Annotated in this window: 18 protein-coding genes; 12 read left to right on the top strand and 6 right to left on the bottom strand. The window is 63.8% G+C overall.

Features of this window, described 5'->3' with window-relative positions; all coding sequences use genetic code 11:
- The first annotated feature begins 163 nt into the window (after positions 1-163).
- Both ACVWYO_RS06335 and ACVWYO_RS06330 read left to right on the top strand, forming a co-directional pair.
- Positions 164-532: a UrcA family protein gene (locus ACVWYO_RS06335; RefSeq protein WP_457349275.1), complete on the top strand. Its 369-nt coding sequence runs from the start codon at positions 164-166 to the stop codon at positions 530-532.
- Between the two features lie 103 nt (positions 533-635).
- Positions 636-1,028, top strand: coding sequence for a PhzF family phenazine biosynthesis protein (locus ACVWYO_RS06330; RefSeq protein WP_457349274.1), 393 nt, complete (start codon positions 636-638; stop codon positions 1,026-1,028).
- Between the two features lie 246 nt (positions 1,029-1,274).
- Here ACVWYO_RS06330 and ACVWYO_RS06325 read toward each other — a convergent pair whose 3' ends face one another.
- Positions 1,275-1,592, bottom strand: coding sequence for an EthD family reductase (locus ACVWYO_RS06325; RefSeq protein WP_457349273.1), 318 nt, complete (start codon positions 1,590-1,592; stop codon positions 1,275-1,277).
- Positions 1,593-2,466: 874 nt separating this feature from the next.
- On the opposite strand from ACVWYO_RS06325, the gene ACVWYO_RS06320 reads away from it, so the two are divergent.
- The 6 genes from ACVWYO_RS06320 to ACVWYO_RS06295 all read left to right on the top strand — a co-directional run bounded on the left by ACVWYO_RS06320 (position 2,467) and on the right by ACVWYO_RS06295 (position 8,321).
- On the top strand, positions 2,467-3,348 hold the full coding sequence (locus ACVWYO_RS06320; RefSeq protein ID WP_457349272.1) for an MOSC domain-containing protein: 882 nt from the start codon (positions 2,467-2,469) through the stop codon (positions 3,346-3,348).
- Positions 3,349-4,085: 737 nt separating this feature from the next.
- Positions 4,086-4,544: a hypothetical protein gene (locus ACVWYO_RS06315; protein ID WP_457349271.1), complete on the top strand. Its 459-nt coding sequence runs from the start codon at positions 4,086-4,088 to the stop codon at positions 4,542-4,544.
- 145 nt (positions 4,545-4,689) lie between these two features.
- Positions 4,690-5,586, top strand: coding sequence for a dihydrodipicolinate synthase family protein (locus ACVWYO_RS06310; RefSeq protein ID WP_457349270.1), 897 nt, complete (start codon positions 4,690-4,692; stop codon positions 5,584-5,586).
- 60 nt (positions 5,587-5,646) lie between these two features.
- Positions 5,647-6,009, top strand: coding sequence for an EamA family transporter (locus ACVWYO_RS06305; protein ID WP_457349269.1), 363 nt, complete (start codon positions 5,647-5,649; stop codon positions 6,007-6,009).
- A gap of 2 nt (positions 6,010-6,011) precedes the next feature.
- Positions 6,012-6,473 (top strand): EamA family transporter, encoded by a 462-nt coding sequence (locus ACVWYO_RS06300; RefSeq protein WP_457349268.1) that lies wholly within the window; start codon positions 6,012-6,014, stop codon positions 6,471-6,473.
- A gap of 282 nt (positions 6,474-6,755) precedes the next feature.
- Positions 6,756-8,321: a S41 family peptidase gene (locus ACVWYO_RS06295; RefSeq protein WP_457349267.1), complete on the top strand. Its 1,566-nt coding sequence runs from the start codon at positions 6,756-6,758 to the stop codon at positions 8,319-8,321.
- Between the two features lie 175 nt (positions 8,322-8,496).
- On the opposite strand, the gene ACVWYO_RS06290 is transcribed toward ACVWYO_RS06295, so the two are convergent.
- Complete coding sequence (locus ACVWYO_RS06290; RefSeq protein WP_457349266.1) at positions 8,497-8,751, bottom strand: helix-turn-helix transcriptional regulator; 255 nt, start codon at positions 8,749-8,751, stop codon at positions 8,497-8,499.
- 233 nt (positions 8,752-8,984) lie between these two features.
- On the opposite strand from ACVWYO_RS06290, the gene ACVWYO_RS06285 reads away from it, so the two are divergent.
- From ACVWYO_RS06285 to ACVWYO_RS06270, 4 genes are read left to right on the top strand one after another with little or no spacing between them, the layout of a single operon-like run.
- Complete coding sequence (locus tag ACVWYO_RS06285; protein WP_457349265.1) at positions 8,985-9,317, top strand: hypothetical protein; 333 nt, start codon at positions 8,985-8,987, stop codon at positions 9,315-9,317.
- The gene (locus ACVWYO_RS06280; RefSeq protein WP_457349264.1) at positions 9,314-9,670 is read left to right on the top strand and encodes a hypothetical protein; all 357 of its coding nucleotides are present in this window, start codon (positions 9,314-9,316) and stop codon (positions 9,668-9,670) included. The genes ACVWYO_RS06285 and ACVWYO_RS06280 overlap by 4 nt, the downstream gene beginning before the upstream one ends.
- Positions 9,628-10,353 (top strand): hypothetical protein, encoded by a 726-nt coding sequence (locus ACVWYO_RS06275; protein ID WP_457349263.1) that lies wholly within the window; start codon positions 9,628-9,630, stop codon positions 10,351-10,353. The genes ACVWYO_RS06280 and ACVWYO_RS06275 overlap by 43 nt, the downstream gene beginning before the upstream one ends.
- Positions 10,354-10,397: 44 nt before the next feature.
- Positions 10,398-11,132, top strand: coding sequence for a hypothetical protein (locus ACVWYO_RS06270; protein WP_457349262.1), 735 nt, complete (start codon positions 10,398-10,400; stop codon positions 11,130-11,132).
- Here the strand turns inward: ACVWYO_RS06270 and ACVWYO_RS06265 are convergent.
- Genes ACVWYO_RS06265 through ACVWYO_RS06250 form a run of 4 tightly spaced genes read right to left on the bottom strand, consistent with a single transcriptional unit; the run spans position 11,129 to position 16,908 of the window.
- On the bottom strand, positions 11,129-11,644 hold the full coding sequence (locus ACVWYO_RS06265) for a hypothetical protein (RefSeq protein ID WP_457349261.1): 516 nt from the start codon (positions 11,642-11,644) through the stop codon (positions 11,129-11,131). The two genes, ACVWYO_RS06270 and ACVWYO_RS06265, sit on opposite strands and share 4 nt — an antisense overlap.
- Complete coding sequence (locus tag ACVWYO_RS06260) at positions 11,622-13,715, bottom strand: hypothetical protein (protein ID WP_457349260.1); 2,094 nt, start codon at positions 13,713-13,715, stop codon at positions 11,622-11,624. Before ACVWYO_RS06260 ends, ACVWYO_RS06265 begins: the two co-directional genes overlap by 23 nt.
- A 2-nt stretch (positions 13,716-13,717) precedes the next feature.
- The gene (locus ACVWYO_RS06255) at positions 13,718-15,637 is read right to left on the bottom strand and encodes a hypothetical protein (protein WP_457349259.1); all 1,920 of its coding nucleotides are present in this window, start codon (positions 15,635-15,637) and stop codon (positions 13,718-13,720) included.
- Positions 15,634-16,908: a tyrosine-type recombinase/integrase gene (locus ACVWYO_RS06250; protein WP_457349258.1), complete on the bottom strand. Its 1,275-nt coding sequence runs from the start codon at positions 16,906-16,908 to the stop codon at positions 15,634-15,636. The genes ACVWYO_RS06255 and ACVWYO_RS06250 overlap by 4 nt, the downstream gene beginning before the upstream one ends.
- Positions 16,909-17,031: the final 123 nt, after the last annotated feature.

Below are 17,031 nucleotides of genomic sequence, written 5' to 3'. Positions count from 1 at the left end.
CCAACCTTGGCCCGGGGGCGATGCGCCGCGCCGGGCAGTTCGGTGACGATCTGAGACGGGTTGTGACTTGTGCCTCCGCCGCGCCCTTTGACGACATGGCGCCCGCGTGCGCGCGAACCCCCTGCCATGAGGGCGCATCAAGCCAATTGCAGGAGACAAGGCAATGTTCGGAAACACGACGAAGGCCATCGCGTCGACGGTCGCGCTGACTTTAGCGCTTTCCGGCGCGGCGGCGGCGAAGCATCCGGACCCCACCATGTCCGTCGTAGTGCACACCGCCGACCTGGACCTGACTAGGTCAGAAAACGTCCACAGGCTGAAGCGCCGCCTCAACGCCGCCGCCGAACAGATCTGCGGCTCGACGTACGGCATGTCGTTCTCGCAGGGATCCCCGATAATGCAGTGCCAACGGCGGGTCCTTCGCCCCGTGGCCGGTCAGGTCGAACAGATCATCGCTTCAACCCCGAGAAGCGTTCAGTCAGAGGGGCGCTCGCCCCACGCCGTGAGCGCGGGTCCCAAGGCCGGTGCTTGAGCGGTGGCGTATGGCGACCAAGCCACGCGTAGCTGACGGCCGGTTTGGCGCGAGGTGCGATCTCTCGGGCGACGGCCGGGTCGCACCAATCCAAGTGATGGGGATGACAGTCGATCGCGTCGCGACGTTCGTCGATGGCATCGACGGTGGCAATCCCGCCGGCGTCGTGATTGCCGAGCAACGGCCTGCCGCCTCGCGTATGCAGGGTATCGCCGCGGAACTCCGGTATTCGGAAACCGTGTTCGCGGCGCTTGCACCGGACGGGTGGCGCTCGCGCTGTTTCGCGCCGGCAATGGAGGTCCCTTTCTGCGGTCACGCGACGATCGCCTTGGGGGCGGTGCTGGCGAGCTCGCAGGGTCCAAGAACCTATCCATTACACCTGAATGGCGGGCGCATGCTGGTCTCTGGCTGGGTGGACGAATGCGGTTTCGGCGCAACGCTAACCTCGCCGACCACGAGCAGCAGAGCATCGGCGTTTCTATTCCGTGTGCGATGAAGCCCTGCAATCCAGCATAAAGCTCCACTTCGTGGATTCCTGGTCGTCCACATCGTTGCGCGGGCCACGCTCCGCCGCTGGACCACGGTTGACGTAAGGAGTGAGCCTGTCGTCAGCCGCCCATCCGATCTTGGCGGGGTCGCACGACGCGTCGCGGCGCCAGCCGCATGCGCGGCGCCTGGCGCCGGCGACGCACTGGATCAGGATCGCGGTGGAGGCGATGCACCCGCACACAAACACATCGCGTCAGATCTGAACGACCTCGCTGAACTGGGTGAATGGCACGATGGTCGTGTACTTCGGTATGTCGGCCAGGATGTCGTCGCGGTGCGGTGCGATCGCCTGTTGATATGCCCCAATCGACTCGCTGAAGAAGTGACCGACGCAGATATATGTCGGCGGAGCTCCGGGGATCCGACCATCGGCGGCACCCCTGTCGATCTCATAGTGGTAGCAGGCTGCACCCAGCAGGCGCTTCACCATGGGCATGTGGTTCGTGCGATAGTAGTCGTGGTCGAAGGTCTTGGCGGCGTCGAAGGGATAGAAAACCGAGCATTTGATCATTTTGATCTCTCCTGTGTGGCGGTGACCGCTCGGTGCCAACTCATCGGTCGGCTGTTAGCTCTGTGTCGTCTACGAAGTCGGCAAGCGTCGTGTCACGGACGGCCGCGAGAGCGACACCAGAGTGTCCGCTGAGGCTCTTGATGGCCGAGCGCCGCTATCTGCGCAGGCTGTTCCGGGCCTTTGGGGACGTGCGTACCTCTCGATTATGCTGGAGCCGCAACGAAATCCTGGCGCGCTGCGGTTTTTGACGAAGTGAACCTGCGAGGGAAGTGGTGAAACTCGGAGATTTCCGGGACCCGAGGTTTCCGGGTTGCGAAGGCTCCCTCCGCCGACCTGGGCCGTCCATGTCCAGCCGCTGGAACCATGTGACGCATCGCTCTTGCCGCCGGGCGGCAGTCTCGCGAAGCGTTCCAGGATGGGTAGTGAGAGGCTGGGCGTCGAAGGGGATAGAGTAATGGCGCTGGTTCGGACTGAACGCGGGCTACCTGCCGCCTGTGCCTTGGCGCTCGCCCTTCCACCCGGTTGTCCAAAAATGTGCGCCGCGCGTCTGTTTGTCCCTTTTGCCATGCCGACTAGGCCATCACGCTCGACGGCCTCCACAGTGTACTGGCACGCGAACTATCGATGACCTTCTCAATGTCCAGGCACCCGTCAGAGGCGACGTGGCTAGTATATGATTACGATCGCGACCGTCGCGATGTTGCCACCGCTCGCGCGTCATGGAAGCTGGACATCGCGACGGAATCCGCGATGCCATGCGAACACCATGGAGCGTGGCGACCACAGCATATGCGAGCATATGTCGAATTTGCCCCCATGGCCTGGCAACCCGATCATCGTAAAAGGGGTACATGCCCAGCGGAGGACGCGACGCATGCAGAGTGACGTGGCAGATCGTTTGGGCACGGGTCCTACCGCGGCTGGCCGGTATCGATCGGTTATCACCGACCTCCGCATCTATCCTGTTAAGGGGCTGCGCGGACACTCCGTGCAATCGGCCCGTGTTGATCCGTGGGGGCTCGACGGCGACCGCCGCTGGCTTGTGATCGACGAGGCCGGTGAATTCGTCACCCAGCGGCGGTTCCCTATTATGGCGACGATCAACGCCAACCTGATGGTCGATGGCCTACAGCTAAACGCCGATGGCCGGGGCGATGTCCGTTTCCCGACGCCCGTGTCGCCGGAGCTTAGGGCGGAGGTCAGGATCTGGAAAGATCGGGTCTCGGGCATGACGGCAGGTTGCGCGGCAGCCGACTGGCTGACTGCGACCATCGGGACCCGCTGCCGTTTGATCTACATGGACGACCCGGCGAGAGCGCGCCCGCTCATCGACCCCGTGGCCCCCAGTGATAGCACCGTGAGCTTCGCCGATGGCTACCCGGTGCTGTTGACCACGACCGGCTCGTTGGAGGCGCTCCAGGCAGCGGCGGCTCCGGTGCCGATCGAGATGGACCGCTTTCGATCCAACATCGTTGTTAGGACGGAGGTGCCTTGGGCGGAGGAAGGTTGGACGTCGATTCGCTGCGGAAACACCGAGTTCGCCGCGGCCAAGCCCTGCGCGCGCTGCGTCGTAATTACCTTGGACCCCGAAACCGGGGAGAGGCTACCTCGAGGTGAGCCGCTCCGCTCCCTCGCCGGGATGCGGCGAGATGCGAAGGGGCGGCCGATCTTCGGACAGAACCTCGTTCCGCTCAATGGTGGTGAGCTGCGTGTGGGGGATCCGGTGTCCGCTACGAGCGGGAAGGTCTCGCGGTGACCTAGGGATGAGGAATCGAACCGCTGGCGGAGCGTCATCGTCGCCCGCACTGCTCAGGGATCGATTGGATCTCGGCGTAAGAATCTCGACGGGCGGCGGGCGCCGCATCTTGCCATGCTTCGAGGAAAACGCAGCCTGCCGACGTGGACCGGCCAATGCCTTCCAAGGTGCCGTCCGGCAGCGACGAGACCGTCGACTCTCAACTCCGTTCCTTTCGCGCCGCGCAGAACCACCGCTCTGCATAATGCGAGTGGACGTACCGGACCTTGGGGATCCGAAGAAGGGGCGGAGACCCGCCTTTAGTCCGGTGGCTTCGCGGATGTGCCATCCAGCATCATTTGCTCCCGGTCGAACGAGCGCAGCGACCGCAAGCAAACCCGCATGTCCATCGATCCTTAGCCTAGTTGACCCGGACAACGCGATCGTGGCTCATTATGGGCGAGGTGCCAGTCATCCGGTGACAAGACGGCGACCTCGTTGCCGCAACGATCGCCGGGATCCAGGGTCGTTCGAGCCTGTGGTGCTTCTCTTGATCGCCTTGGACTTTAGTCGAGACCTCCGGACCCGTATCGAAGCGACCGTGAACCAATTATTGGGGCTGCATGCCGAACTTGGTCTTGGCGCAGCCAACGGGGAAGCATCGACGTGAGGTCGATCGACGTCTCGCCGGCTTGATCCGGCGGACCCGATCGGCGACTTGGAACGAGGCGGGCGCGCAAGTGGAGACTGGACGGCCGATGGACGACGTCGAGTATTGCGTGATCGAAGGTGACGTGGTCGCGGTTCGCGAGCGGGCTCTCCCGCTTTGCCAATCCGTCATCCCAGGGTTCCTCGACGCTTACCTGCTGGATCGACTGGCCATCCTGCGCGACCCGCTCCTGATCGTTGCAGTCAGCGTCGGATGCGACGTCGGATTCAAGCTGGGCTACGTTCGGGAACCTCGCGTCTTCTATAGTTGGCTAGGTGGTGTCCGGGCGGAGGCTCGACGTCAAGGGATCGCCACGGGTCTCATGACGGCCCAGCATCTACTCCTTGAAAGGGGTGGCTACGTTGCGGTCGAAACGAGGTGCCGCGCCGCGAACAATCCGATGATACAGCTGAACCTTCGACACGGGTTCCACGTCTCGGGGTTCGAGGTGGATGCCGAGCGGGGGCCGGTCGTTCAGTTACGGCGTGACACCGGAACGCGCGCATGACGGTCCGCGTGATGGCGAAACTGGTTCGGCGCAGCGCAAACGTTCGAACACCGCGAGGCGCTTGGTCGGTCTGCGTCTCGTTGAAGCGACTTAAAGCTGATGCGATGGAGATGCAGCCGGGCTGCAGGCAACGGGCGGATTTCGCATGAGCAGACCATCGACGATGACTGGCCTGTCGGCTTTTCCGCTGACACCCGCCGATCCGGAGGGAACCGTTGACGTCGACGCGCTCGGCGTCCTCGTCGACCGTCTGGTCTTAGCCGGTGTGGATTCCATCTGCCTTCTGGGCAGCACAGGCGGCTACGCGTATCTCGAGCGCGGGGAGCGGTCGCGTGCGCTAGCGGCGGCCAGCGAGGCGCTCGCTGGACGCGTTCCGCTGATGGTCGGCGTCGGTGCGATGCGGACGAGCTGGGCGATCCAGCTCGCTCGCGAGGCGGAGCGAGCGGGTGCGGACGCGGTGCTCCTCGCGCCCATGTCCTATACGCCTTTGACCGATGATGAGGCGTTGACGCACTACGAGGCGGTCGCAGCGGCGACAGACCTCCCGCTATGCGTCTACAACAATCCAGGCACGACTCACTTCACGTTTTCCGATACTCTCATCGAACGTCTCGCCGTCGTGCCGAATGTAGCCGGTATCAAGATGCCGCCGCCTGGAGGCGCCTTCGACCTCGACATTGCGCGTCTGAGGGAGCTGAGCGGCCCGAGTTTCTCGGTCGGTTACAGCGGCGACTGGAATCTCGCTTCGGCGATGTCGAGCGGCGCGGATGCCTTCTACAGTGCCATCTCCGGGACGCTGCCCGGCCCTGCGGTCAGACTGACGCGCGCCTTGAAGGCGGGAAGGTCGGCGGAGGTCGGGGAGCTGCGGCAGTCGATGGATCCGCTCCTGTCGCTCTGCCGCGCGCATGGTAGCCTTCGGATCGCCTACGCCGTGGCGCACCACCTCGGGTTGGAGGTGGGATGCCCACCGGCTCCAGTCATGCCCGTTGGAAAGGATATGCTGCGCCAAGTCGCCGACTCCCTCGATCGCCTGACTGCCTGATATGGCGGTGCACGTGGGCGAGCGGCCATGAGACGGCTTGCCGCCGGTTGGGGCAGCGGAATGCTCGGCGTTATCATCTTCAGCGGGTCACTGCCCGCGACCCGCGTCGCCGTTGCCGATCTGACCCCGCTGTTCGTCACGTCGGGCCGGGCCGTGATCGCCGCGCTGATCAGCACGGTGTTCCTGAGCGGATTGCGTCAGGCTAGGCCCGCACGGCAGGATCTCGTGCCGCTTGGGATCGTCGCCACCGGCGTCTTTGGCGGCTTTCCGCTCCTGACGGGTATGGCGCTCCAACACATAACGGCGGCGCAGTCGGTGGTGTTCATCGGCCTGCTGCCGCTTGCCACCGCCATCTTCGGTGTGGTGCGTGGCGGCGAGCGGCCACGTCCAGCCTTCTGGATGTTCTCGGGCGTCGGAGTGTGACCGTGGCTGGCTTCGCGCTCTACAGCCACGGCGGGGGAACCCTTACCGGCGACATGCTCATGATCTTGGCTATCCTACTGTGCGGGCTGGGCTACGCCGAAGGGGCGTCGCTTTCGCGCCGGCTCGGCGGCTGGCAGGTCATCAGCTGGGCTTTGCTTTTGGCGCTTCCGATCATGACGGTGATCGCTCTCGCCACGATGCCAACGAGCTTCGCTGCGGTCGGGTGGCGCGCCTGGACGGGGTTCGCCTACGTCTCAATCTTCTCGATGATGCTCGGCTTCGTCTTCTGGTATCGTGGCCTTGCATTGGGCGGGATCGCCGGTGTTGGTCAGCTTCAGCTCCTCCAGCCCTTACTCGGATTTCTGCTGGCCGGATTGGTTTTGGGCGAGCCGGTCGCCGGTGCGATGATCGCCTCGACCATGATCGTCATTTTATGCGTCATAGGTGCGAAGCGCTGGGCTTAGGCCGGCCGGACAGGTTTCAGCCGGGCTTTCCGCGCTTCCCGCGCGCTTCTGGGCGACCGCACGAACCGGTCAGGCATTCGGGCGGCAGGGGCGGTCTGGAATTCCTGAAGATATTGTCCATCATAGCGCCTGATCCAAGCTCGATGTACCAATGGCCACCTGCGTCGTCGGCGCCTCGATCCCGGTCGTTCGTCACTTTTCGCAGATCAGTCGATTTGTCACGTTATTCACCGTTGAGTGTCCGCACGGCCGGAGCGCGATCGACATGACGAAGGAAGTTGGATGCCGAGATCTCCGCAACGCTCGAACCGGTCGCCGATTCTGAAGTTCTGGTGCGTGGGCACTTTGTTCGTTCGACTGGCGAGGTTGAACTTCCTTAGCGCGCTGGCCTTCGTAAGCATCATGACAGCGGCAGCAGCCGCGGCGCAGGACGGTTCCGGGTTGCGCGCAATGGGATCCGCATACTGGCGACTGGCGGCACAGGCGGACGTTAAGGCCGCGCACGAGTTCATCTCGGCTAACCATCCGGCGATGCTCGTGCAGGTCCGAGACCCAGCTTTCCGTGACGCAGAGGCTGGCGCATTTAAGGTCGCGCGAGCTCGCGCCGACCGCGTCGACAGCTACGACGGCTACACCGCAATGCTCTCAGCCTACGCGGTCGCGCTGAAGGATGCGCACATCTGGTCAAGGGCGACCTTCGGCATCAACCGGCCAGAATGGGCCGGCGTTATCATGGCAAAGCGTGCCGGACGTTGGATCGTCGCCGAGGAGGAGGTCTTCGGCGATGCGCCCAGTCTAGTCGGTGCTGAGTTAATCTCGTGCGACGGAGTGGGGGTCGAGCGCTTCGCCGAGGAGAAGCTGGGCGGCTTCCGCATCGACTGGTCGATCGGGGCGCAGCAGATTCACGCGGCTCCCTTGTTGCTGATAGACGACCACAATCCGTTCGTGATGCGGCCGAAGGCCTGCGAGTTCTCGGTGGCCGGCGGCAAAAGAACGGCGGTAATGAAGTGGCGTCTCATCAAGCGCGAAGCTCTCACCCCGCGCATTGGCGCTGCCATAGGGGCGGGTGCCGCAGGCTTCGGCGTTAGGAAGGCCGGCGCCGGTTACTGGATCTCGCTCCAATCGTTGATCGAGTCAGCCGCTCCTGTGGTAACCGATGTAGAGGCCAGGGCTGCCGAGTTGCGCAAGGCTCCGTTTGTAGTGGTGGATCTGCGTGGGAACACGGGTGGAAGTTCAATCTACGGGACCCGCATTGCCGAGGCGTTGTTCGGGCCGGGTTTCGTGAACGCGAAAGTGCCATCGGACGATGGCTGCGACCAGGTGTGGCGGCTGTCGGAGGGCAATCTCGCCCAGCTCACCTACTACCGTGACGTGCTGGGACCGTCTCGCGGCAAGGAATTCACCGATGCCATGGCACAGCTCCTTTCCAGATCCATCGATGCAAGGCGCCGGGGCAAGGAGACGTCAGGTCCAGTGGAATGCCCGGCGGCCTCCTCGCAAGCGGCGACCGCTACGCCCGCCTCACTCATGAGCGGCAGGCTGATCGTGATCACCGACAGCCTGTGTTTCAGCTCCTGCCTGGTCGTCACCCACGACCTCGTAGCATTGGGAGCGCTGCAGGTCGGACAGACGACGGACGCCAACACGCGCTATTCGGAGGTGCGGGAGGTGGAGATGCCGTCCGGCCTCTCGAAGTTTTCAACGTTGCAAGCGTTCACGCCCGGCATCCCGATACGGTATGGTCCGTTCACCCCGGTCATCTCGTACCCGGGCGACATGTCGGACACGCCGGCGCTCGAGTCGTGGGTATTGGCACAGATAGCCCGGTCGGACGCCACAAGGCCCTGAGGTCTCGGCATGGCTAAGTCTTCACGGTGCGCCTGTCCTGGACGGTGCGATGGACGGCGCGGAGCTCTTGACGCGGACTCGCCCATCAATGGCTCGCTTTTATTGAAGACGACCGCTGCGTCGCGCAGCGGCGGGTCTGGTCGTCGTATCGAAGTGCGACAGTGCAGCGTCTAAGCTACGGAGCTTCCACTTCGTCCGTCGACGCGTCGTAGGGCGGCAGGCCGGCCGTGAGATCGGAGATCGGCATGTCCAGCGTCGCGGCGATCCGGGCGGCGGTGATCATCGCGATGTTCTGGCTCCCGCGTTCGACCCGCCCGTAGAAGGCCCGGTCGAGCCCCACCGACTGGGCGAACGCATCCTGGGTCCGCCCATCGGACTTCCTCAACTCGCGGATCCTTGCACCAAGGGCCTTCAGGAACTTGCTCGCCATTCGACGCCGATAACATCTCGCGCCTTTTTTGCAAAAGCATCGCGAACAAGGCTTGACACTAATGTAAAAAGAGGCTTTTAAGTCCCCGGCCTTTGGGTCCCATCAACGCTCGGAGTTCAGTATGTCCCGCCATGCATTCGCTGTGAAGCCCACGCCGTGTCCGTCCCGGCGTCAGTCGAGAAGACGTCTGCGCCAGGCGCGTGGACCACCAAGAACGACGGAAGGAACGTAAGATGACGATGGAGGAAATTGGTGCGCTCGAGCTGCGCTCGATGCGCGCCGCGTGGCGGGCGCTTGCCGAACGCTGGGAGCTCGCTCCCGTGGAGATCGGGATGCTTCTTCCCGAGGGCGGGGAGGGATGGGACAACCCGCCGGCCGACACGGAACGGCGGATGCGGCTGCTCATCGACGTAGGGCACGGGGTCGGCCTCCATGGCCGGCACCTCTCGGAGTGGCTTCGAGACCCGCGGCAGGACATGTTCTTCCTGTCGCCGATCGAGGCCATGTCCGACCTGGGACACCTGCGGCACATCTGCCGCATGGTCGCGGCGGGAGCGTTCTCGTGAGCAGCGGTGCGACGCCCGCGCTGCTGCCGCTCCGTGAGGTACTCGCGTCCTGGGACCGCGTCGTCATCCGCTGGGATCTGCAGGAGCACGAATGCTCGCTGTTGCTCGGCGTCAGGTTCGAGGGAGCGATCGACGACGTCGACGCATACCGGTTTCCGGATGTCGAACGGCGAATGCGCCTGCTCGTCGAGCTGGCACCCGTCCTAGCGACCGTCCTCTTCTCGCAGGAGCGCGTACGGACGTGGCTCCGGCTCGAAAACGCCAATCTGAGCGGCCGTACTCCGATCGAGACGATGGGCGAGTCGCCGCAGTGGATCCGCTGGCTCGTCGACTCGCTTGGGGTGGTGTCGTGAGGGTGCACACCGTGGCGAGGACCGCTCCCCCCGTCTCCGCGGCCGCCGTCGCGATCGGCATCGCCGACTTCCTCGTGCGCACCGAGACCGAGCGGCTCAATCTCTTCCGGATGCACTTGGGTGCGATGGTCACCCGCATCTCACCCTTGCTGCCTGCGCTCGCCGCGATCGAAGGCGTTTCGGTCGGGGATGCCGTAACCCTGATCCATCCGCCCACCGACTGGCCATGGCGGCCGTTGTTCGACGACCCCTCGGCTCTGCTGCGCCGTTCCCAGCGCCGGAAGGACTGGCTTAGCACGGTCGGCGAATGGGAGGTCGCCCGATTCCGGCGCACGTTCGCCAATCCCGGGGTCGTGATTCGCGATGCGGATCAAGTGCGCGGAAGGTTCGCCATCCGCCCGGTCGGGAAGGTCTTGGGGTTCACCGCTGCCCTCGGACCGTGCCTGTTAAGCGCATTCGGCACGTCGGCGTTGCTGAAGCTGCCTTATGCTCTGCCGGAGACGCTGGTTGATGCGATGCCTGGCCGACCGCTGGTTCAGATCATCCAGCATCCGATCTTCCTCGGTTGTGGCTATAGGGTGATCCGGGTGCAGCCCGACCTGTCGGACCAATTGCCGGTCATAACGTTCCGCGCGCCCTTGGTCGACTTCCAGATGCCCTGGATCGGGTCGGACGCATCGTGATCAGGGCCGCTCTCCCCAAGGTCTCGCCGGGCCTGGGCGATGCAATGGCGAACGCTATCGCCTCGCTGTCCCGTTGCACCGACCTTGTGGCCGAAGCCGGGTGTGCTCCCGCGGCCGCTTACGTGTCGGGTGCGCAGGGTAACATCAGGCGCGCGTGGGCCGAGCTGACGCATCGCAATCCGCACCTGGGTGCGCACGCCAATGCGGACTTCGACGTCGAGCGGGTCGGTTCGTCGGAAGTCATCAGCGTCGCTGGCTATCCCGACACTATCCGCAGGTGCGGTCTGGAGAGCGGAGGCGCCGCCGATGTCCGTGCGCTTGTTCAGGAGCTCCGGGCGGAACGCTGCGTGTGGATGCGCCCGACTGGGGAACTCGAGAATGTGCAGGTGCGCGGTCGCGTGGTACGCACGGCGGAAGGGTTTGTGTTCTTGGACGAGCCGGAACTCGAGGCTGGTATGCATCAACCGTCCAAGGCTGACCTCGGCAAGGACATCGTGGCTTCTGGGCTCGACCTCTCGGCGCGTCCGACCTTCGCGGCCGCTCTCGAGGTTGCTCTTACGATGGCGTCCTGGGTGCATCTTGGCAGCGCTGCCAGGTGGTATGCTGATGCCGCGTCCGCCCGGGCGGTCGTGCGTCTTGCCGGCGGCACCCCGAATGTGGACCCGCGACTACTCTCGCGTCTCGGTGTGTGCGTTGATCGCGGCGTCCTCCGCTTCGTCGAGACCCTAGGATGGCGACATTGGCCAACACCGTCGGTCCTGGTAGACCAAGCCACTTAGACGGACGCTCGGGATGCTCGGCCACGCGACCTCTTCCGTGTGGGCATCGCCGGGATCCCGATGACGTCGTCCGTGCCGATGAACAGCCCGTTCGGATCGTCGTCTATCCCGGTTTCGAGGTCGGCCACCCTGTCCTTCAGCAGTTGCACGTCGGCACGCAGCTGCGCGATCTTCTCCATCAGATGGAGGTTGATGCCGTTGGACTGCTCGAGCTTCCGCTCAGCCTCCTGTTTGGCGAGCCTGGCGTCGTCCAGTTGCTTGCGCAGGGGGACGGATGTGCCCTTCTCGCCGCGGTCGCTGTTCGCTTCGGCCGCGAGATCCGGATAGAGCTTCTCGATACGGTGCCGCTTAACTCCGGCTTCGGCGGAGAGCGTGTTGAGGTTCGTCTGCAGCGAGCCGCGCCGGGCCCGCTCCCGGTGTCGCGGCAACCGCGGCTCATTGGCGCGTAGTCTCCCGAGCGCCTGCTCGACCCTGGCTCGCTCCTTTGGATCAGCGGTGGTCTTGATCGGCATTTCCGTAGTCCTTCCCGAGTTGGTCGAGATCGACGCCGAGCGAACGCAGGATACGCTCGGACGCCTGGTAGTGGTCGCGCGCGACGGTGTAGTGGATGTCCAGGTGGCGCGCGGTCGCCTGATCCCAGATCTGCTTGTTCCGTAGGTAGCGGTCCGCCCAGAACGGGATGTCCTGTTCATCGACGCCGAAGCAGGCGCAGCCCGAGCATAGCCTGGGGCTCCGGGTGACGAAGTTCGGCGTCTGGTTGGACCAGTCGAGCGTCTTGCCAGTGGCATGGCAGCGACTTCCCTCCGGCATCATGCCCACGAAGCACTTGCCGTGTTGGGCGGGCCATACCGTGATGTCGCGCTCGACCAGCCATTCGCGCAGCGTGTCCCGCTTCTCGTCGGCGCCGAGGCCTATCATCTTGACTTTCAGGTCAGTGAGGCTGTCGACCGCCTTTCTCGCCATCCCGCCGACGCCCGGATTTCCCTCGAGCGAGTTGTGCATGAACTCGATCGCCCGTTCGGTGGCGGCGTCACCCACGAGCCCGAGTTGCTCGGCGTCCTTGCCGATGTAAGCCTCCTGCGTGAGCACCGTCGAGAAGTGCTGGAACTGCTGCGCGATCGCCGGGAGCAGCTTTCGGTTCGTCCGGATGACAAAGTTTGCCCACGTCTTGCGCCACTGCTTCGACTGGATCTTCCGGATGCCGGATCCCGCGTAGTCAGCCAGCTTTGGATCGGTCCAGTCTATTCCCGACTGGTCGACGCGGCGTTCATAGAAATCCTTCATTACCAGCGCGAGTTGCGTGGACAGCATGGGGAGGACGTTGCCAGGGTCAGTTGGGAAGCCGCTCACTCCGAACTGGAGCAGCAGCTGCGTCCGGACGTCGGGATCGGTGCTGCGTTCCCGCCATGGCGCGAGGAGGTGCTCGATGACCTGAAGCGCGCGGACGGGATCGGGAACGCGATCGTCTCCGTTCACCCTGCTGGCGAGCAGCCAGCGCGCGCCCTCGGGATGGTCCCATCCCTTACTCACCAGCCCCTTGACGAAGAAGAGATCGTAGGCGCCGCTTACGGACTTCTCTCGCTCCACGCACAACGGCATGCCTTCATCGTCGAGGCCAGGGGCGAAGGTAAGGATTTCCCCATGCCGGATGCCGGTGCTGAAACGGACGACGACAACCGCGGCTGCGACCACATCGACCACCAGACGACGTAGCGCTTCCACGGGAGATCCCTGCTCGCCGTCCGCGCCCCGGCCCGTGAGCGCCACGAGCCATTCGCGATCGGTGGCCCCCTGCGCCGCCAGCTCCCGGATGAGGATGGGCCGCAGCTTTATGAACTGCTTCCGGCTGAGGGTGCGCGGTCGCTTCTTCCCGATGCGTCGTGTCTCGAGGGCCAGGACTTGGCCCTGCAGCTCGATGGCGTCGTCCGCGACGTCGCGGATGAACCGGTAGGCCTGTCTGACGATCGGGATCACCAGTGCGTCGGGGATCGGTGGCGTAAAGGACTCGACGAAGGGCGCGATCTCCTCGGCTATGCTCCAAGCGGAGGCCTCGCCGAACGGCTGGAAGCCGAGACTCCGATGCCCGCTAGCCTCGATCGCCGCGCGCTGTTCGAAGGCGAGTTCGAGCGACTTGAGGTAACCCGTCACCGAACCGGTCGTGTATTCGGACTCGCGCTCCTTGCTTTTCTTTCTGAGATACGCCTTTAGGTCAGATCTGAACGCGTTGACGTAGGCGGGGGTGATCGACGCCAGCGACCGCAGCTTCCGGCTCTCCATCCATTTCGCCAGATACCGCAGCCGGGTGAAGATGGTGACCGCATGCGTGATGCTATAGGGCTGGCCGTCGGGTCGCGAGATGAAAGTCGACCAAAGCAGTTCCTTGAACACGGGTGCAAGCGTTCGGGGGAGCGTCGTCCAGTCGAGCGTAACGCCCGTCCTCTTATGGTTTCGGGTCGGAGGGTCGATCAGCCAGCTTTCGCACTGCCAGGAGCTGGCGGACGAGATCAGACGGTCGCCTTTTTCCGAGACCGGATGAATGCCAGTTCGGCGCAGTTCGGCTATGATTTGGCTCGTGTCGTTCATGGTTACTCCACCGTCGGTAGGTCGGGTATGTCAAGGTTCGCGGCGGCTTTGGCCTCGTCCCTGAACTCGAGTGCTAGGATGCGCTCGAGTAGGTCGAGTTCGCCGCTCCAGCGCGCCAGCCAGGCGTGCTCGGGCATTGTCGTGCGCGCCCGGAGCATGGCTTCCCGCAGTTTGAAGTTGAGGGCGTATGCGAGCGGGCTGTCCAGTCGGGTCTTGCCGAGTTCGCACGAAACGCAGCGTCCGTAGGCGCGGCACGGCACACCGGGCTCCTCGCCTGCAATCGCGCCTGAGCGGATGTCCTCGCACTCCCATCCCGGCGTCGCCGCCAGGGTTGCCGACCCGCCGTTGCGAGGATCGATGACGCCGGCGGTTTCCACCCATCGCTGCATCGATTCGGTGACGGGTGCGAGCCCCTCATCGTTGCGCTTGCGGGCGCCATCGGAGAGGTAGTGTTCGATAGTCGTGTCGACGCGCCTGTGGTTCCCGGCGTGGCTTGCGATGACCACATCCCCGTCGAACAGGTGATGTACCAGATCGATGACGCTGGGTCTGATCGATTTCGGAGTGAACCGCTTCTCGTCGAGTTCCACCGCATGCCGCCGCACGAAAAGGCCAGTCTGCAGCCGCAGCGCACCGACGGACGCGAAGCTGCGCACCCCGCCATAGTGGTTGCGGAAGAGGAAGAGATGGTTTTCTTCAGGTGCGGGCGCGTGGGCTTTGATCTCCGACGTCCATCTCTCGATCGTCTTGAGCATCTCGGCCGGATTATGCGGCTCGGCGTTTATGGGCCAAGACGCGTGCTGCTTGCGTTTCGCTCGGTTCTTGAAAGGAGTGCCGTGTAGGCGTTCGCCCATCACGCTGGGTTGCCGCTTCAGGTCGCTTGCCTTCAGTGAGCCAAGCACCCCGGCGTTGTATCTGAAATAGATGGCGAAGAGCATGCAGAAGGGCAGCATTCTCGCTGGCGTAGGATATAGAAGACCGACGGCCTCCTGGTAGGTGGGGCCGTTGGTGGCCCAAATGAGCGGAAACGTCCGTCTCCTGAACTCTCCCGCGGGAGTGACATTGGCTGCGTCTTTGCGCACGACCCTGAGCTCATCCTTGCAGTTAGGCGGCAGGTCGGCCCCAAAGAATTCTCGCATCGCCGAAACTTCGCGCGCCAGGGCCTCGTCAACGAGCGCACGGTCGTCGTCAGTCGCCACGCCGTCGCATATCGCCCAGAAGGCGCGCAGCCGCATCGTCGTGTCGACCACCTCCTCGCGGCAGAGGCGCACGAGCATCTTCAGTTCGGGTCGCGTTAGCACGGGCGTCGGGTCGAGCCTGCCGCGCTTCTTCCACGCCTTCTCTGAATTCAGGTCGAGGTCGGGCTGCATGCGCCGGCCGTGCTGCGGCTGGAGCCGTATGCGGTTCAGGTAGCTCACCGCTGTCCGGTAGTATTCGCTTTTCGTCCCTACCGAGAGCGGTTGGTCGCCGCTCTTCTGCCTGGCGGCGTATGGGGAGCGCCTCGTCCCCTCGATTTCAGGCGTGCGTTGCTCATCCAGCCAGTCGCGGAAATTCTGGAGCAGTGCGTTATCGATCTCCTCGAGGCGAATGCGCGTGCGGCGGCGTTCAGCCAGGAACGTTACGAACTTCTCCAGCTTTGTAACGTCTTGCTCGAGCGAGACCCGCTCGATCTCCTGCGTCCGGAGCGCCAATACTTCGGCGAGTGGCGCCTTGAGGTCCTTCAATGGCAGGAGGACATCCAGTGGGATGGTCTCGACGCTGCCGTCGTCGTTGGTGAAGGCGATGCTCAGCGACGTTTCTGTCGCCGTGATCGGGGTCGCACCGGCGATCAGGGTGTCTATGCCGCCGCCTTCGGCGATGAACATCCTCAGGTCCTGCTCGGTCGCCGACGGGCGATCAAGATGCTCGGCATCGTCCATCATGCTTCCTCCATCCATTCGTTGACCCGTTCACCGATGGCTGCCTCGTAATCGTCGACGTGGCGCAAATAGTGTTTTCGGGTGGTCTCCCAGTCGGCGTGTCCGAGCGCGATCTGCACGAGCTCCCATGGTTCGGCGTAGTTCAGCGCGGCAGGATTCTTCGCGACCACCCGCTTCAAGCCGACGTAGTATCGAACTGCAAAGGTGTGCCGGGTGTCGTGAAAGCTGTGGTTGGGCACCTTGACCTTTACCGCCGCGCCCTTCTTGGTCCGGACAGCCTCCTCGAACATCTTCAACCGGATCATCAGCGCCGTGAAGTCGCGTTGGATCGTGTTGGTCGTCAGTTGCGATCCGGGACGGGACGCGTCCTCGAGATTGACGAAGAGATAGCCGTGGTCGGCTACACCGCGGTCGAGCAGTTTCTTCACGCTGCGCGCGCGCTCTCCGACTATATATGCCTTCAGTTCGCCGATCAGTCGGTTCGGGATGGCCACCGTCCTGTGGACCCGGCCTTTGGTAATCTGAATCCTCATGGGCTGGGTGGCGTTCGGCCTCTCGGGGTCGGGCGTCAGGCGCTTGAACGCGCTTGCTCGCAGATAGCAGATCTCCTCTCCGCGCATTCCAGTGCGCACACCGGTCTCGAACAGGAGGCGGTCGCGCGTCGAGCGCAGGGAATCCTTGGGCAGTTCCGACGGCAGCTTTCCCAGCTGTTCGCGGATCAGCGGAACGTCGTCCTTGCCGAAGGGCCGGATCTTCTCGTCCTCTTTCGCGCGACGGCGTCGGTTGGTCCGGAAGCGTGCGGCGATCGCCTTCGCGTCCCATGTAACCGTGGTTAGGCGGATCGCATTGGTGTATGTGTAGAATGCCTTGACAGTGCCGAGCTTGATGCCGACGGTATTCGGGTCCCGCATCTTTCCGCTGAGCTGACTGACACGGCTGATCTGGTAGCCGGCGTAGGCGAAGAGCGTATCGTGGCCCGCCTTGCGCCAGTCGCACTTGATCGCGTCGATGAACGCCAGCCACTCGCGCAGGTTATAGGCGTCCTTCTTGTTCGTGGCGAAGGACGGCATAGGGTTGTCTGCCGTCACTCGGCCGGTCGAGCCGTAGTTGGCGCGGAGGAACAGGAAGGCATGCCATATGATCGCCTGGGTGGCGTCGTCGATGATGTAATACATGCCGGGCTCGGCCCGGTCCTCGCCCAGTTCACCAAGTATGATCGCCTGCTCGGCGGTCGGGTTTGCTATGGCCGCAAGGCGTGTTACCATGGGTCGCATGGGTGAGGTCTTTCCACTGCTGAACGAGATGTGGGCGGGGAGTAAGGTTTAAGGAAAAGCCTCACCGGATAAGGACGCTTATATTTCGTGGCTTTTCGATGAAAGATCTCAGGTTTCGCAAGA

The sequence above is a fragment of the Sphingomonas sp. UYP23 genome (assembly GCF_054059235.1).
This window is presented reverse-complemented; position numbering and strand designations above follow the sequence as displayed.

What these genes read in the sequence shown, in the direction of transcription:
- ACVWYO_RS06310 (WP_457349270.1), top strand. Translation starts at nt 4,690, where the DNA reads ATGAGCAGACCATCGACGATGACTGGCCTGTCGGCTTTTCCGCTGACA.
- ACVWYO_RS06260 (WP_457349260.1), bottom strand. Translation starts at nt 13,715, where the DNA reads ATGAACGACACGAGCCAAATCATAGCCGAACTGCGCCGAACTGGCATT.
- ACVWYO_RS06255 (WP_457349259.1), bottom strand. Translation starts at nt 15,637, where the DNA reads ATGATGGACGATGCCGAGCATCTTGATCGCCCGTCGGCGACCGAGCAG.
- ACVWYO_RS06285 (WP_457349265.1), top strand. Translation starts at nt 8,985, where the DNA reads ATGACGATGGAGGAAATTGGTGCGCTCGAGCTGCGCTCGATGCGCGCC.
- ACVWYO_RS06270 (WP_457349262.1), top strand. Translation starts at nt 10,398, where the DNA reads ATGGCGAACGCTATCGCCTCGCTGTCCCGTTGCACCGACCTTGTGGCC.
- ACVWYO_RS06250 (WP_457349258.1), bottom strand. Translation starts at nt 16,908, where the DNA reads ATGCGACCCATGGTAACACGCCTTGCGGCCATAGCAAACCCGACCGCC.
- ACVWYO_RS06330 (WP_457349274.1), top strand. Translation starts at nt 636, where the DNA reads ATGACAGTCGATCGCGTCGCGACGTTCGTCGATGGCATCGACGGTGGC.
- ACVWYO_RS06335 (WP_457349275.1), top strand. Translation starts at nt 164, where the DNA reads ATGTTCGGAAACACGACGAAGGCCATCGCGTCGACGGTCGCGCTGACT.
- ACVWYO_RS06305 (WP_457349269.1), top strand. Translation starts at nt 5,647, where the DNA reads ATGCTCGGCGTTATCATCTTCAGCGGGTCACTGCCCGCGACCCGCGTC.
- ACVWYO_RS06315 (WP_457349271.1), top strand. Translation starts at nt 4,086, where the DNA reads ATGGACGACGTCGAGTATTGCGTGATCGAAGGTGACGTGGTCGCGGTT.
- ACVWYO_RS06325 (WP_457349273.1), bottom strand. Translation starts at nt 1,592, where the DNA reads ATGATCAAATGCTCGGTTTTCTATCCCTTCGACGCCGCCAAGACCTTC.
- ACVWYO_RS06320 (WP_457349272.1), top strand. Translation starts at nt 2,467, where the DNA reads ATGCAGAGTGACGTGGCAGATCGTTTGGGCACGGGTCCTACCGCGGCT.
- ACVWYO_RS06265 (WP_457349261.1), bottom strand. Translation starts at nt 11,644, where the DNA reads ATGCCGATCAAGACCACCGCTGATCCAAAGGAGCGAGCCAGGGTCGAG.
- ACVWYO_RS06290 (WP_457349266.1), bottom strand. Translation starts at nt 8,751, where the DNA reads ATGGCGAGCAAGTTCCTGAAGGCCCTTGGTGCAAGGATCCGCGAGTTG.
- ACVWYO_RS06295 (WP_457349267.1), top strand. Translation starts at nt 6,756, where the DNA reads ATGCCGAGATCTCCGCAACGCTCGAACCGGTCGCCGATTCTGAAGTTC.